The 15,026-nt window shown below is 64.2% G+C and carries 16 protein-coding genes; 7 read left to right on the forward strand and 9 right to left on the reverse strand.

The features are described 5' to 3' along the window. Positions 1-15: 15 nt before the first annotated feature. From YUA_RS0119945 to YUA_RS0119960, 4 genes are read left to right on the forward strand one after another with little or no spacing between them, the layout of a single operon-like run. Positions 16-705 (forward strand): Fe2+-dependent dioxygenase, encoded by a 690-nt coding sequence (locus YUA_RS0119945; protein ID WP_027532295.1) that lies wholly within the window; start codon positions 16-18, stop codon positions 703-705. Continuing rightward, positions 702-1,667, forward strand: a complete 966-nt coding sequence (gene exbB / locus YUA_RS0119950) for a tonB-system energizer ExbB (protein WP_027532296.1) — start codon at positions 702-704, stop codon at positions 1,665-1,667. The genes YUA_RS0119945 and exbB overlap by 4 nt, the downstream gene beginning before the upstream one ends. A 3-nt stretch (positions 1,668-1,670) precedes the next feature. Continuing rightward, a complete protein-coding gene (gene exbD / locus YUA_RS0119955; RefSeq protein WP_027532297.1) occupies positions 1,671-2,132 on the forward strand; it encodes a TonB system transport protein ExbD in 462 nt (153 codons plus the stop codon). Positions 2,133-2,142: 10 nt separating this feature from the next. Beyond that, complete coding sequence (locus YUA_RS0119960) at positions 2,143-2,934, forward strand: TonB family protein (protein ID WP_027532298.1); 792 nt, start codon at positions 2,143-2,145, stop codon at positions 2,932-2,934. Between the two features lie 12 nt (positions 2,935-2,946). On the opposite strand, the gene YUA_RS0119965 is transcribed toward YUA_RS0119960, so the two are convergent. The 3 genes from YUA_RS0119965 to YUA_RS0119975 form a co-directional block, all read right to left on the reverse strand. Next, a complete protein-coding gene (locus tag YUA_RS0119965; RefSeq protein ID WP_084292723.1) occupies positions 2,947-3,369 on the reverse strand; it encodes a hypothetical protein in 423 nt (140 codons plus the stop codon). Positions 3,370-3,464: 95 nt separating this feature from the next. Further along, positions 3,465-4,145, reverse strand: a complete 681-nt coding sequence (locus YUA_RS0119970) for a site-2 protease family protein (protein WP_027532300.1) — start codon at positions 4,143-4,145, stop codon at positions 3,465-3,467. Positions 4,146-4,219: 74 nt separating this feature from the next. Continuing rightward, complete coding sequence (locus tag YUA_RS0119975; protein ID WP_027532301.1) at positions 4,220-5,086, reverse strand: LysR family transcriptional regulator; 867 nt, start codon at positions 5,084-5,086, stop codon at positions 4,220-4,222. A gap of 93 nt (positions 5,087-5,179) precedes the next feature. Between YUA_RS0119975 and YUA_RS0119980 the strand changes: the two genes are divergently transcribed. Continuing rightward, positions 5,180-6,070, forward strand: a complete 891-nt coding sequence (locus tag YUA_RS0119980) for a DMT family transporter (RefSeq protein WP_027532302.1) — start codon at positions 5,180-5,182, stop codon at positions 6,068-6,070. Between the two features lie 22 nt (positions 6,071-6,092). Here YUA_RS0119980 and YUA_RS0119985 read toward each other — a convergent pair whose 3' ends face one another. The 6 genes from YUA_RS0119985 to YUA_RS44475 all read right to left on the reverse strand — a co-directional run bounded on the left by YUA_RS0119985 (position 6,093) and on the right by YUA_RS44475 (position 12,378). Further along, positions 6,093-6,485, reverse strand: a complete 393-nt coding sequence (locus tag YUA_RS0119985; RefSeq protein WP_027532303.1) for a GFA family protein — start codon at positions 6,483-6,485, stop codon at positions 6,093-6,095. 3 nt (positions 6,486-6,488) lie between these two features. Continuing rightward, positions 6,489-7,646, reverse strand: a complete 1,158-nt coding sequence (locus tag YUA_RS0119990) for a serine hydrolase (RefSeq protein ID WP_027532304.1) — start codon at positions 7,644-7,646, stop codon at positions 6,489-6,491. Positions 7,647-7,673: 27 nt separating this feature from the next. Next, entirely contained in the window at positions 7,674-8,420 is a 747-nt protein-coding gene (locus YUA_RS0119995) for an SDR family NAD(P)-dependent oxidoreductase (protein ID WP_027532305.1), read from the reverse strand. Between the two features lie 30 nt (positions 8,421-8,450). Then, positions 8,451-9,182: an SDR family oxidoreductase gene (locus YUA_RS0120000; protein ID WP_027532306.1), complete on the reverse strand. Its 732-nt coding sequence runs from the start codon at positions 9,180-9,182 to the stop codon at positions 8,451-8,453. A gap of 141 nt (positions 9,183-9,323) precedes the next feature. After that, entirely contained in the window at positions 9,324-11,153 is a 1,830-nt protein-coding gene (locus YUA_RS0120005; protein ID WP_027532307.1) for an IlvD/Edd family dehydratase, read from the reverse strand. A gap of 127 nt (positions 11,154-11,280) precedes the next feature. After that, the gene (locus YUA_RS44475) at positions 11,281-12,378 is read right to left on the reverse strand and encodes a LacI family DNA-binding transcriptional regulator (RefSeq protein WP_051383276.1); all 1,098 of its coding nucleotides are present in this window, start codon (positions 12,376-12,378) and stop codon (positions 11,281-11,283) included. Between the two features lie 205 nt (positions 12,379-12,583). Here YUA_RS44475 and YUA_RS0120015 point away from each other — a divergent pair, with 205 nt between their 5' ends. Next, positions 12,584-13,645 carry an ABC transporter ATP-binding protein gene (locus YUA_RS0120015; protein ID WP_027532308.1) on the forward strand — a complete coding sequence of 354 codons (1,062 nt, stop codon included), beginning with the start codon at positions 12,584-12,586 and terminating at the stop codon, positions 13,643-13,645. A gap of 56 nt (positions 13,646-13,701) precedes the next feature. Then, positions 13,702-15,015 (forward strand): ABC transporter substrate-binding protein, encoded by a 1,314-nt coding sequence (locus YUA_RS0120020; RefSeq protein ID WP_027532309.1) that lies wholly within the window; start codon positions 13,702-13,704, stop codon positions 15,013-15,015. The last annotated feature ends 11 nt before the right edge of the window (positions 15,016-15,026 follow it).

Consider the following 15,026-nt stretch of genomic DNA (forward strand, 5'->3'; position numbering starts at 1 on the left):
AACTGACGAGGTGCCATGCTGACATGCATAGAAGGCGTTCTGAGCAAGGATGATGTGGCGGAGTTCCGCCGCATCATGGACGCCAGCGAATGGGAAGACGGCCGTTCCACCGCGGGCGCGCAGTCAGCAATGGTCAAGCGCAACGAGCAGTTGCCGCCGGATAGCGAGGTCGTGCGCAAGCTCGGCAATCGTATCATCTCGGCGTTGACGGCGAACCCGCGATTTCTGGCGGCCGCCATCCCGCTCCAGATCTTTCCGCCGCTGTTCAACCGCTACGCGGCAGACAGCGGCCATCATTTCGGCTTGCACGTCGACAACGCGATCCGCGGCGACCGGCTGACCGGCCTTCGCATCCGCACGGATCTTTCGGTCACGCTGTTCCTCAGCGAGCCCGAGGATTACGACGGTGGCGAACTTGTGATCGAGGACACCTACGGCTCGCACGAAGTCAGGTTGCCAGCCGGGGACTGCGTGCTCTATCCCTCGACCAGCCTGCATCTGGTCACCCCGGTGACAAGGGGGGCGCGGGTTGCGTCTTTCTTCTGGCTTCAGAGCATGATACGAAACGATCAAGCCCGCAGCATGATCTTTGACCTCGACACCGCCATTCAGGCATTGGTGGCCCGGCTCGGGCGTGACGATCCCGAAACGGTCAAATTGACGGGTATCTATCACAACCTCATTCGCACCTGGGCCGAAGTATGAAGATCACATCTTTCCAAGCAAGCCTCGCTGCAGCCGTGCTGCTGGCGGCCGCCTGGCTCGCAGTTCCTGTTTCTGCCCAGACGCAAACCCAGCCGGCCGCGCCGGCCCGGCCTGTTGCGGCACCGGCGCCTTTGGCTGCTCCGGCCGTCGCGGCACCCGCGCCATCGACCGCGGCTGCTGCGCCTGTGGCCGCCGCGCCCAGCGCGCCCGCGACCGAGGCCGTCGTGGCCCCGGCATCTGACGCGGCGCCGAAGGCCGGCATTGCACCGGCCATGAAGGAATTGTCGCCCTGGGTGATGTTCATGTCCGCGGACATCATCGTGAAGGCGGTGATGATCGGTCTTGCCTTCGCCTCGCTCGTGACCTGGACCGTCTTCATCGCGAAGTCGATCGAGCTGTCGGTCGCTTCCGCCAAGCTGCGTTCGGCGTTGAAGAAGATCTCCGAGGTGCGCTCGCTCGCGGAAGCGCAGATGGCGCTCGGCAGCAAGGAGGGCATCCTGCCGTCGTTCCTGGCGGCCGCGCTGCGTGAGGCGCGGATGTCGGCTGGCCTGTCCAGCGACAGCGGCATCAAGGAGCGTGCGGCATCGAGCTTCGCCGAGATCGTGCGTGCGGAGGCACGGCGCATCCGCATCGGCATGGGTGTGCTTGCGACCATCGGCTCGACGTCGCCCTTCGTCGGCCTGTTCGGCACGGTCTGGGGCATCATGAACAGCTTCATCGGCATCTCGAAGTCGCAGACCACGAACCTCGCCGTGGTGGCGCCCGGCATCGCCGAGGCGCTGCTCGCCACGGCAATCGGCCTCGTTGCGGCGATCCCCGCCGTCATCATCTACAATCACTTCTCGCGCGTGACGAAGAGCTATCTCGAGCTCGTCAGCCGCGCCTCGGGTGCGGCGGCCCGGCTGTTGTCGCGCGATCTCGATCGCAGCCACGGCAGCGCGCATTCGCGCGCGGCGGAGTAGGCCATGGCTGTTTCGCTCACAGACAACGATGACGACGACGACTTCTCGGAAACGCATGACATCAACGTCACGCCGTTCATCGACGTCATCCTGGTGCTGCTGATCATCTTCATGGTCGCTGCACCGCTGTCGACGGTCGATCTGCCGATCGACCTGCCGACGTCGAGCGCGATGCCGCAGAAAAAGCCGGACAAGCCGACCTATGTCAGCATCAAGCCCGATCTGACGCTTGCGATCGGCGAAAACGCGGTCAAGCGAACCGACCTGGTCAGCTCGCTCGACGGGATCGCCGACATGAGCAAGGACAAATACGTGTTCCTGCGCGCCGACAAGGCTGTGCCTTACGGCGAGTTGATGGGCGTCATGGAAATCCTGCGGTCCGGCGGCTATTCTCGGATCAAGCTGGTGGCGCTCGAAGCACCTCCCGCGGCGGCTGGGCCGGCGCAGGGGGCAGTCCAACCCTGATGGCAGCGCGATGTCCGACCCTGTGATCGACGCGAAACCGTCCCGGCGGCTCTGGATTCTGGCCGCGATTGCCGCGATTGGCCTGCATCTTGGCGGGGCCGCGCTGGCGCTTGCCAACCTTCGTGCTGACGACGGTGACGATGGCCTCGGCGCCAACGGCGCCGAATACGCCGTCGAAATGACCTCGCCGAAGCTCCCAGAGACGGATCTGCCGCCGGGACCGGACAGCGAAGCGTCGCAGTTCCAGCCGCAGCAGATGCAGCAGCAGGCTGAGGTGAAAGAGACCGATCTGCCGAAGGAATTACCTCAGGAAGCCGAAGATCCAGACCGCCTCGTCACCGAGAACGACTCCAAGAAGCCGGTCGAGGACACCACGAAGGTGGCCAAGGTCGAAACCCAGGCGGTCGAGGAAATGCCCAATGCGCAGGAGTCTGCGCGGCAGGCGTTGGACGAGAACGCGCGTGAGGACGAGAAGGCGGCCGCCCCCCACCAGGGCATCGGCAAGGACCTTCGCAAGCTGACGGCCGAATGGGGCAAGCGGATCAGCGCCTATTTCGAGCTTCACAAGCGCTATCCCAAGGACAAGACCAAGACGACGACGGTCAAGCTCAGCCTGGTCCTGAACCGCCGCGGCAATGTCGTGTCCGTCGACGTCGCCGAGTCCTCAGGCGATCCCGCCTTCGACGATGCGGCCATATCAATGGTGCGCCGCTCGGATCCCGTGCCGGTCCCGCCGGCCGACCTCACGGACGATCAGTTCGCCTTCAGCCTGCCGGTGAATTTCAAGAAGCCGTCGAAATAAGCGGCGTGGTCGTCAGCGCCAGTAGAACTTGATCGAGACGTAGACCACGACCAGGCAGGCGAAGATCAGCGCCACCGGGAGCGGGCGCTTCTCGGTTCCACCGAACATCGTCGCCCCGAACATGGCGGCCTTCTTCGGCTTGGGGGCCGGGCGCCGGAAGGCGGTAACATTGTCCGCCGCCGGCTCAGCCGGCCGCGTGCGCACATCGGGCGGGTTCCCGGCGCCGCCCATCTCCAGATAATAGGATTTGTAGACCTCGGCGATCGTAGCCTCGGCCGCCTCGCCCTCGCTCATCCGCTCCAGTAGCTTCTTGTAGCCGTCGAGGAAGCCCTGTGCGTCCGGAGGCAGCGCCGACAACCCATTCAGCTTGGCCATCATCTTCCAGGTGGCGAAATCGGCGCGGGCACGGGTGTCGGCGCGTCGCGCGATCAGCATATCGGCAGCTTTGACCAAGTTGGCCTCTGGCCCTTCGGCTTTGTCTTCAAATGCAGGATCTTCAAGGTGCGGAATCTTGAAGGGTACGGCTTCAACTACGCATTGCCGGTCAGCAAGAGAACAGCTTGAATCACATAACCGGTCAACGTTCGCAGTATTGCTGAAATAACATCAAGATTTAGACCGAACTGAGAACCCGCCAGCGGCAGAAGGATCAACAGCGCAATCAGGATCATCATGCCGAACGGCTCAAGCCGTGACAGGGGCAGGGCGAGCGGCCGGGGCAGCAGCCCGACCGCGACCCGACCGCCGTCGAGCGGCGGGATCGGCATCATGTTGAAGACCGCCAGCACGGCGTTGATCAGCAGGGCATTCTTGAGGTTGTCGAATATCCATTGCGCCGAATTGGCAGGCGCCCAGGGCAGGGCATGGAGGGCGAGGCCCGCGACGAGCGCCAGCAGGATGTTGGTGACGGGGCCGGCCAAGGCGACCCAGACCATGTCCAGCTTCGGATTGTTGAGGTTGCGAAAATTCACCGGCACCGGCTTGGCGTAGCCGAACAGGAACGGCGCGTGCGCAAATAGCAGCATCGCCGGGAGGATCAGGGTGCCGAACGGGTCGATATGCCGGAGCGGATTGAAGCTGACGCGGCCAAGCTGCCAGGCGGTGTTGTCGCCGAGCCGGTGCGCGACGAAGCCGTGCGCGGCCTCGTGAAAGGTGATGGCGAGCACCAGCGGCAGCACCCACACCGAGAGGTCATAGTAGGAAATGTTCACGTCGCATCTGTCCCGGTTTTGCCTGTCGCCTTGCAGACGACCTGGCCGAACCGGCGGTGCAGCAACGCTTCAGCTCAACATAGGGTGGCCGGTTCCGAAATGCCACGCTGCAAATGATCGGCGAGCAGTGCCGCCGGGCGCGACAGGTCGCGCGTGCGGTGGAGGCGGATGTCCGCCACGGGCAGCGGCGGCAGCCCGTCGCGCGGGCCGAGAGGGCGCAGGCGAGGCGGCAGGGTGCCGGCCTTGACCACAGTGACCGCGAGGCCCTGCGCGGCGATCGATTCCACCGCCGCCAGAGTCCGGCTGACAAAGGCCAGCCGCCACGGCCGGCCGGCGCGATCAAGTGCCTCCGCGGCCCATTGGCGAAACAGGCAGCCGGGCGGGTAGAGCGCGACGGGCAGGGTGTGCTCTTGCGTGGCGCGGCAAGAGGCGGCGGCCGCCCAGACGGCTTGCTCGCGCCGCAACAGCTCGCCGTCGCCGCGTCCCTGCGGATGCATGGCGATGACGAGGTCATAGGCCTCGCCCAGCCGGGCCGGCATGGTCGCGGTCAGCCCGGTATCGATCTCGACACGCACCGTCGGATGGTTTTTGGCAAAGCTCGCGAGCAGCGGCGGAACGACGATCGTGCCATAATCGTCCATCACGCCGAGGCGGATGACGGCCTCCGGCTTGCGCCCACGCAGCGCGCCGACCGCTTCCGCATGGAGAGCCAAGATGCGCTGCGCGTAGGCGCGCAACTCATGGCCTGCGGCGGTCAGCACGACGCCAGCCCGGCCGCGCTGAAACAGTTTTGTACCGAGCCGCTCCTCGAGGCGCCTGACCTGCACGCTCATGGCCGACTGGGTCCGGTTGAGCTGATCCGCCGCGCGCGTGAACGAGCGGTGCTCGGCGACGGCCAGAAAGGCCTTGAGCAGATCGGGATCGAGGTCGGGCGCGGTCATCACCAAACGTTATCCCAGCATGACGGAAATTCCATTCCCAGTTTCGGCACGGCCCGTATGCTGTTCACACCCAGGCGTTCGACGGGAGAGGTGGTGGGCGAGATTCTTGGCGTTTTGGCTGCGGTGCTGTCGAGCGCGCTGGGCGGCAGCTCGATCGGTGCCACGCGTTATCTCGTGACAAGCATCGATCCGCTGGCGATCGGCTCGTTCCGGTTCGGGATCGGCTTTCTCCTGCTGCTGCCGCTGACCTTGCTGCGTGGAGATCGCTGGCCGGGGCGCGGCGACTGGGCTGCTGCTATCGGGCTCGGCATCCTGTTCTTTGCGCTGTTTCCGATCCTGTTCAACGCGTCGCTGATCTTCACGACAGCCGCGCGCGGCGCGCTCGCGCTGTCGACGCTGCCGCTGTTGACGCTGGTGATCGGCGCGGCGCTCGGCAGCGAGGCCCTGAGCTGGCGCAAATCGATCGGCGTCGTGGTGGCAACGCTTGGCGTTGCCGTCGCGCTGCTTACCGATTTGAGTTCGGCGCCGTCAGGCGCCTGGCGCGGCGATCTCCTGATGATGGCGGCTGCGCTGTGCATGGCGCTGTACGGCATCTGGTCGAAGCCGCTGATCCGACGCTCCAGCCCGATCGCCTTCACCACCATGAGCATGGCAGCGGGTGCTGCCTGCCTCATCCTGCTCTCGTGTTTCCGAGGCAGCTTCGCGCCCGTCGCAAATTTCGGCACGCCGCAATGGCTGGCGGCGCTTTATCTGGGCGCTTTCGGCGCGGCGTTGACCTTCTATCTCTGGGCCTTCGCGCTGGAGCGGACCACGCCGACGCGCGTGGCGATCTCGGTGACGGTCAATCCGATCACGGCATCGCTGGTCGGCGCCTGGCTGCTGAACGAGCCGCTGCGCTGGAATCTCGCGGCCGGCATCGTCGCGGTGTCCGCCGGGATCTGGTTGGCCACGACGGCGGGACGGCGCTTCAGGCCGCCAGCATGACCGTTTCAAATCAGCCCTGACCTCACGTCGGGATGGTCGTCTCGTATTGCAGCAGGCCGTCGTCGAGCCTCAGCCAGGCGAGCTTTTCCGAGACCCAGATGTGCTCGGTCGGCACGAAGGCATTGCGGTCGTCGAAGGTCGTGAGCGCCACGCCCGCCAGCGTGCCGTTGCGCCGCCAGGAGAACAGCCGCGTGCCGCAATTCTTGCAGAACACGCGATCGATGTTTTCGGACGATGCATAGCGGCCGATGTCACCCTCGACGGTCAGTGCTTTCTGGTCGAACTGGGCGCGGGCGAAGTACGGCGAGCCCATCGCCTTCTGGCACATGCGGCAATGACAGATGCGCACGTTCAGCGGCTCGCCCTCCGCCTTGAACCGCACCGCGCCGCACAGGCATCCACCTTCCCGGGTCATGGCTCAGGCCACCCGCCATTCGCTGACCTGGCGCGCCATGTTCCAATTGAGCTCATCGAGTTCGTCATCCATCTTGGTATTCGGCCGGCTGACATTGGTGAAGGCGGCCCAGCAGAAGCCGCCATGGGTTCTGACCGCAATGGTGCTGGTGCCGGGTAGGCTGCCATTGTGCCACCAATTGCCTGATTTATTGATGCAAAAACCCTTGGCGTAGTCCGGGCTGTAGCTTGGTGCCGTGGTCATGATCTGGATGCTGCGCTGACGCAAGATGTTGGCAGGCCGCGCATAGCCGTCGACATGCATCAGGAATTGCACGAGGTCCGTCGGCGTCGCGATCCATCCGCCATGGGAATCCATCCGCCGGACGTTCATCTCGTAGGGACTTTCGACCTTGCAGTAATAGGCGACTTCGCCGGCCTGGCGCTGATCGCTTGTGTTGCCGGCGATCGTCATGTCGGTGACGCCGCAACGGCCGAGCACCTCGGTGCGGACGTGCTCGGCGTAGCGCTGGCCGGTGAGCTTCTCGATGACCCGGCCCAGCACGCAATAGCCGAAATTGGAGTAGGCGTAGTGCTGGCCCGGCGGACGGTCCAGCGGCCGGTTCGCCAGCGTCCAAGTTATCAGCTGAGCGTGGTCCATGTGCGGATGGGTGAACATGGGATCGCGGTTGTCGTTGGTCCAGCCGCCGCTGGTATGCGTCAGGAGATGCTCGAGCGTGATCTGGTCAATGCCGGGCGAGTAGGGCGGCGCGCCGTAATCCGTGCCGAGCAGCGCGCCGGGGCCGAACACGCGGTCGGTGAGCTTGACGCGGTTCTCCTCGATCAGCCGAAACAGCGTGACCGAGGTGATCATCTTGCTGATACTGGCGATGCGAAACAGATGCTGCGGCGTCGCGGCTTCGTTCTGCTCGCGATCGGCAACGCCAAAGGCGGCCTGATGGACGATCGCACCCGCATAGCCGATCGCAAAGGACAGCGCGGGCACCCCGAACTTGTCCATGAGGGTCTGCGCCAGCCGGCCCATCGCGGTGCGTTCGGCCGGCGAGGGCGGGCGGATGTTCGGCGGGTTGGGCGCGAGCTGCGCCAGCGCACCGTGCGAAAACAAAGGCAGCGCGCCTGCGCTCGCTGCGAGCTTTACAAAATCCCGACGTCCGAGGGACATGGTTCGCCTCCTCGGGCGGCCAATGCTTCAGTAGGTCGCCCGGCCCCCGGAAATATCAAAGACCGCGCCGGTGGAGAAGGCACAATCTTCGGATGCAAGCCACGCGGCCATCGCGGCGAGCTCTTCCACCAGCACGAAACGTGCCTTGGGGATTTTCGACAGCATGAAATCGATATGCTGCTGCGTCATCTGGTCGAAGATCGCGGTCTTCGCCGCTGCCGGCGTCACCGCATTCACGAGAATGTCATGCGCGGCGAGCTCCTTGCCGAGCGACTTCGTCAGCGCGATCAGGCCGGCCTTGGACGCCGAATAGTGTGAGGCGTTCGGATTGCCTTCCTTGCCGGCGATCGAAGCGATGTTCACGATCCGTCCGTATTTCTGCTTGAGCATCGTGGGCACGATCGCCTTGCAGACGATGAAGGGGCCGTCGAGGTTGATGCGGAGCACCTTGCGCCATTCCTCGAGATCGGTCTCCCAGACCGGCTTGTTGACGCCGGCGATACCGGCATTGTTGACGAGGATGTCGATCTTGCCGAACGCAGCCAAGGTCGCATCGCGCGCCTGCTCGACGCCGGCGGTGTCGGTGACGTCGACCTTGAAGACGCGGACGTTGTCGCCGATCTCTTTTGCGGTCTTCTCGGCCAGCGGGGCATCGAAATCCCAGATCGCGACCTTGGCGCCGGAGGCAACAAAGCGCTCGGTGATGGCACGGCCAAAACCCTGCGCGCCGCCGGTGACGACAGCGACGCGGCCGTTGAGATCAATCTTGTTCATGAGATGTGATCCGGTTCGATCCCTTGGGCGTCAGAGCATGTAACCGCCGTCAACGACGAGGTCGACGCCGGTGGTGAACGCGCTCTCGTCGCTGCCGAGATAGATCGCCATGTTGGCGATCTCGTCGGCGGTGCCGAGCCGGCCCATCTTCTGGCGGGAGACGAACATCTCCTTGCCCTGCGGCCCTTGCGCGGCGGCGCGGTCGAGCATCGAGGGGGTCTCGACCGTGCCGGGGCAGATCGAGTTGCAGCGGATGCCCTTGGTGATGAAGTCGAGCGCGACCGCGCGCGTCAGCAGCGACACCGCAGCTTTCGAGGAGCTGTAGACATAACGATTGGCCGGCGGGCGCAGTGCCGCGCAGGACGAGATGTTGACGATGCTGCCGCCGCCACCGGCCAGCATATCGGGCAGGAACGCCCTGATGGTCCGGTGCATCGATTTGACGTTGAGGTCGAACGAGAAATCAAAATCCTCTTCCGAGCACTCCAGGATGGTGCCGTGATGCACGAAGCCGGCGGCATTGAGCAGGATGTCGATCTTGCCGATGCGCTTGGCGAAGGCGTTGACGTCGGCGGTGTTGCGGACATCGAGCTTTGCGACCTCGGCGATGCCTTCCTTGGTCAGGCCCGCGATGCCGGCCTCGTTGATGTCGGTGGCGATGACGGTTGCGCCTTCGCGCGCAAATGCGAGAGCGCATGCGCGCCCGATGCCAGCGGCTGCAGCCGTGATGACGGCGCGCTTACCCTTGAGGCGGTCTGCCATGTTCTTGTTCTCCTCACCTTGAATTCGTCATTCCGGGGCGCGCCTCTTGGCGCGAGCCCGGAATCCATTGTGCGACGCGTCCTATGGCCTGATGGATTCCGGGTCTGCGCCTGTCGGCGCATCCCGGAATGACACCTGTTGTCAGTGATTATCCCGCGCGACGCCAAACGCGCCGGCAACGTTCTGGTAGCGCGTGGCGAGCTCCATGCAGGCGCCGGTCGACTGCTGGCCGACAGTGTTGCGGTAGATCTCCTGCCACGGCGTCTGGTTCGGCGGATGCTTGAAGCCGCCATTGGCCTTGAGCTCGGCGTGGCGCTTCTTGACCTCGTCGTCCGAGATCAGGATGTTGGCGCTGCCCTTGTTGAGGTCGATGCGCACCTTGTCGCCGGTCTTGAGGATCGCCAGCCCGCCATTGGCGGCGGCTTCGGGCGAGGCATTCAGGATCGAGGGCGAGCCCGAGGTGCCGGACTGGCGGCCGTCGCCGATGCAGGGCAGGGCGAGGATGCCGCGTTTGATCAGCGCGGCCGGCGGCTGCATGTTCACGACCTCGGCGCCGCCGGGATAGCCGATCGGCCCGGCGCCGCGGATGAACAGCACGCAATGCTCGTCGATATCGAGCGAGGCATCGTCGATCCGCGCGTGATAATCCTCAGGACCCTCGAACACGATGGCGCGGCCCTCGAAGGCGTTGAGGTCCTTCGGGTTGCTGAGATAGCGGTCGCGGAATTCCTTGGAGATCACGCTGGTCTTCATGATCGCGGAATCGAACAGATTGCCCTTCAGCACCAGGAAGCCGGCGTCCTTCACCAGCGGCTTGTCGTAGGCCCAGATCACGTCGTTGTCGGGCTTGGGCGCATCCTTGCAATTGTCGCCGATGCCGCGGCCGTTCACCGTGACCGCGTCCTCATGGATGCGCTTGTGCTTCATCAATTCGCGCACCACGGCCGGCACGCCGCCGGCGCGGTGGAATTCCTCGCCGAGATAGAAGCCGGCCGGCTGCATGTTCACCAGCAGCGGCACGTCGTGGCCGAATTTCTGCCAGTCGTCGATCGACAGCTCCACGCCGATATGGCGGGCCAGCGCGTTGATGTGGATCGGCGCGTTGGTCGAGCCGCCGATCGCCGAATTGATCACGATGCAGTTCTCGAACGCCTTGCGGGTGAGGATGTCCGACGGCTTGAGGTCTTCCCAGACCATCTCGACGATGCGCTTGCCGGTCTCATAGGAGATCTGGCCGCGCTCGCGGTAGGGCGCGGGAATAGCCGCGCAGCCCGGCAGCGAGAAGCCGAGCGCTTCTGCGAGCCCGTTCATGGTCGACGCCGTGCCCATGGTGTTGCAATGGCCGACCGAGGGCGCCGAGGACGCCACGATCTCCATGAACTCTTCATAGTCGATCTCGCCGGCGGCAAGCCGCTCGCGCGACTTCCAGACGATGGTGCCGGAGCCGGTGCGCTCGCCGGCATGCCAGCCATTGAGCATCGGGCCGCCCGACAGCACGATTGCGGGCAGGTTTACAGTCGCCGCCGCCATCATGCAGGCCGGGGTGGTCTTGTCGCAGCCGGTGGTCAGCACCACGCCGTCGAGCGGATAGCCATAGAGGATCTCGACCAGGCCGAGATAGGCGAGGTTGCGGTCGAGCGCCGCGGTCGGGCGCTTGCCGGTCTCCTGGATCGGATGAGTCGGGAATTCCATCGCAATGCCGCCGGCCTCGCGGATACCTTCGCGGACGCGGTGGGCGAGTTCGATGTGGTGGCGGTTGCAGGGGGAGAGGTCGTTGCCGGTCTGGGCGATGCCGATGATCGGCTTGCCGGACTGCAGTTCGGCGCGGGTGAGGCCGTAGTTCAGGTAGCGCTCCATATAGAGCGCTGTCATGCCCGGATTATGCGGGTTGTTGAACCATTCCTGCGAGCGAAGGTGGCGGCGGGTGCCGTTACCGGAGGGCGCATGCCCATTGGTTGGCTTTTCTGTCACTGGTTTCTCCTTCAATGCAAACGCACGGATCGACGTCCGGGATGTCGAACGGTGCGATGCCCGGCAGCGCGAGCATGTAATGACGGCCCGCCTGCTGGCGAACGTTTCCTCACAAGTGCGATACTACTCATGGGTCGTTGGTAACGCTATCATTTTGTACGGCTGGCGCCCATTCCGGCGCACGGGAGCTGGCTGCGGCCCGCTGTGCCTGCGAGCTCTGCCGCTCGATCACGGTAAAGCCGAGATCGAGCACGGGCTCTTCCGGTCGCTTGCCTTCGATCGCCTCGATCAGCATCGCGGCTGCAGTGCTGCCCATCTCGTAACGGTTGGTCCGCACGCTCGTCAGCGTCGGCACCGAGGAGGCCATGAATTCGAGGTCGTTGAAGCCGATGATCGCGATCTGTTCGGGGACCGCGATCTCCCGGCGTCGGCATTCGAAGAGCACGCCGAGCGCGAGGTCGTCATTGGCACAGAACACCGAGTCGATGCCGGACTCGCGCGCGAGCAAATCGGCGAACAGCGCCCCGCCGAGCGTCACAGAGGTCGGCGTCGCCGTCGTCACGATCAGCCTTTGGTCGTGGAGGCCCGCGTCCTTCATGGCCGCGACATAGCCGTCGAGCCGGCGCTGCACCCGCGGGTCCATGCGCGCGCCAACGAAGCCGATCTTGCGGTGGCCCTGCGCGAACAAATGAGCAATCGCCGCGCGCGCTGCATCAAAATGGGAAAAGCCGATCATCATGTCGACCGGGTTGGGACCGATCTCCATGATCTGCACGATCGGGCAATCGGCCGCCTCCAGCATCGCGCGCGATTCCGTGGTCTGGTCGATGCCTGTGACGATCAGTCCCGCCGGTTTCTGCGCCAGAAAAAGGCGCAGCAGCTTCTCCTCCTGGAGAATACTGTAGCGTGTGTTGGACAACTGGATCGAGTAACGGCTGTTCTCGGAGGCGTCATAGATGCCGCGCAGCACATCGGAGAACACGTTGTTGGTCAGTGACGGAATCAAGACACCGATCACCTCGGTGCGCTGCGAGGCCAGCGCGCGTGCCGCAAGGTTGGGCACATAGCCGAGCTCCCGGGCCGCGCTTTCGACCCGCGTCCGCTTGGCGACCGACAGCGCCTCGGGATTACGGAAGAAGCGGGACGCCGTAATCGGGCTGACGCCGGCGAGCTCGGCGACTTCCGCCAATCGAATCTTGCCCGACTTGGTGCGCTTTCGACCCATTTGTTGCTCTTAACACAGCCACTCCCGCAAACAAAGGATCGTTGACAGCGCTACCAGCAACGACTAACCAAAGACAAATTGCCAAAGCCGCATAAACTGCCGACAATGTCGCCTGTTATAGAGGGACTTCGGGTCGGCGAAGTTCAGAAAAACAAGACGGTGGCGGCGCGACAGTTGCGCCGTCTAAGTCGGAGGAGGGAGCTAGATGTCGTCTGTGCAAATCCGCGACGTGCGGAAATCGTTCGGCAATTTTGAAGTCCTGCACGGCGTGTCGATCCCGATCGAGGACGGCCAATTCGTCGTCCTGGTTGGCCCCTCCGGCTGCGGCAAGTCGACGCTACTGCGCATGCTCGCAGGCCTCGAGAACATCACCTCCGGCACGATCTCGATCGGCGACCGCGTCGTCAACAATGTCCAGCCCAAGGAGCGGGACATTGCGATGGTGTTCCAGAACTACGCCCTCTACCCGCACATGACGGTCGGTGAGAACATGGGCTTCTCTCTGAAGCTGCGCAACGCCGGCTCCGACGAGATCAACAAGCGCGTCAAGCGCGCCGCGGAGATCCTCGCGCTGTCGCCGCTGCTCGAACGCTATCCGCGCCAGCTCTCCGGCGGCCAGCGCCAGCGCGTCGCCATGGGCCGCGCCATCGTGCGCGATCCCCAGGTGTTTCTGTTCGACGAACCCTTGTCGAACCTGGACGCCAAGCTGCGCGTCGCCATGCGCACCGAGATCAAGGAGCTGCATCAGCGGCTCAAGACCACGACCGTCTACGTCACCCACGACCAGATCGAGGCCATGACCATGGCCGACAAGATCGTCGTGATGCATGACGGCATCGTCGAGCAGATGGGCACGCCACTCGAGCTCTACGACAAGCCGGAAAACCAGTTCGTCGCGGGCTTCATCGGCTCGCCGGCCATGAACTTCCTGAAGGGCCATGTGCGGGTCAACGGCGTTGCGACCTTCGAGGGGCCGAACGGCGTCAAGCTGCCGCTCAAGAGCGCGCCGGCTGGGTCGGACGGCAAGCCAGTGGTCTACGGTGTCCGCCCTGAGCATTTCACGATTGCCGACGATGGTGCCGACGCCGAGATCGTCGTGGTCGAGCCGACCGGCTCGGAGACCCAGGTGTTCGCGAAGGTCGGTGGCGAGCAGGTCGTCGCGGTTTTCCGCGAGCGTCACCAGTTCAACCCGGGTGACAGGGTCAAGCTGAAGCCCGATCCGACCCTGGTGCATCTGTTCGACGAGGCGACGGGTAAACGCATGTAGCGGCGTTTCGTGACGTAAAACGACCAAAAACAAATATAAAACTCAGGGAGAGAATGATGAGCCATTTCGACAGGCGTAGTGTGCTTAAAGCCAGCCTGGGCGGCGCAGCTTTGCTTGCCGGCCCGGGTATCGTCCCGGTGCGTGCCGCGGAGTGGACCAACACGCCGGAGCCGAATGCCTCCATTCGCGTGCTGCGCTGGAAGCAGTTCATCCAGGCCGAGTTCGACAAGTTCGCCGAGCAGACCAAGAAGTTCTCCGAGAAGACCGGCATCAAGGTGAAGCTCGAGGCCGAGAGCTGGGAAGACATCCGGCCGAAGGCCGCGGTCGCCGCCAATGTCGGCGCGGGCCCCGATCTCATCATCGGCACGCTCGACGATCCCTTCAAATTCCCCGAGAAGCTGATCGACGTGACCGACGTTGCCGATTATCTCGGCAAACAATATGGCGGCTGGTACCCGGTGGCCGAGCGCTACGGCAAGAAGGGCAACAGCTGGATCGCCATTCCGCAAGGCGCGACCGGCGGTTGCCTGAACTACCGCATCAGCCACGTGAAGGCCGCGGGCTTCGACGAATTCCCCAAGGACACCGACGGCTTCCTCAAGCTGTGCCAGGCCTTGAAGAAGAACAATACACCGGCCGGCTTCGCGCTCGGCCATGCCACCGGCGATGCCAACGGCTGGTGCCAGTGGGCGCTGTGGGCGTTCGGCGGCAAGGTCGTCAACGACAAGAACGAGGTCGTGATCGATTCTCCGGAGACGATCGCCGCGCTCGAATACGTCAAGCAGCTCTACGCGACCTTCATTCCGGGCGTGCTGTCGTGGAACGACTCGAACAACAACAAGGCTTTCCTCAACGGCGAGCTCAGCCTGACCCTGAACGGCATCTCGATCTGGACCGTCGGCAAGAACTCCACCGATCCCAAGCAGCAGGAGATCGCCAAGGACATGAACCACGCGCCGATGCCGATCGGGCCCGTGGGCGTGCCGACCGAGCAGCAGAACGTCCTGGTCTACTACGGCTACAAGCACTCGAAGTATCCGAAGGCGGTCAAGGAATACATCAAGTTCATGATGGACAAGGAGAACTACGACGCGTGGGAGGTCGCCTCCAACGGCTACGTCTCGCCGCCGCTCCCGGCCTATAACGACAACCCGGTCTGGACCTCCGATCCCAAGATCACTCCGTATCGTGACTGCCTGAAGCGTTGCCGCGACAACGGCTATGCCGGCGATCTCGGCTACGCCTCGGCCGCCGTCATGGGCGATTTCGTGGTGGTCGACATGTTCGCGGAGGCCGCCTCCGGACAGACGACGCCGCAAGAAGCAGCGAAGCGCGCCGCCGAGCGTGCCAAGCGCTACTATCAGGTCTGATCAGCCACAAG

Origin of the sequence: Bradyrhizobium sp. WSM3983, from assembly GCF_000473045.1 — a bacterium.
In the GTDB taxonomy this organism is placed as follows: Bacteria; Pseudomonadota; Alphaproteobacteria; order Rhizobiales; family Xanthobacteraceae; genus Bradyrhizobium.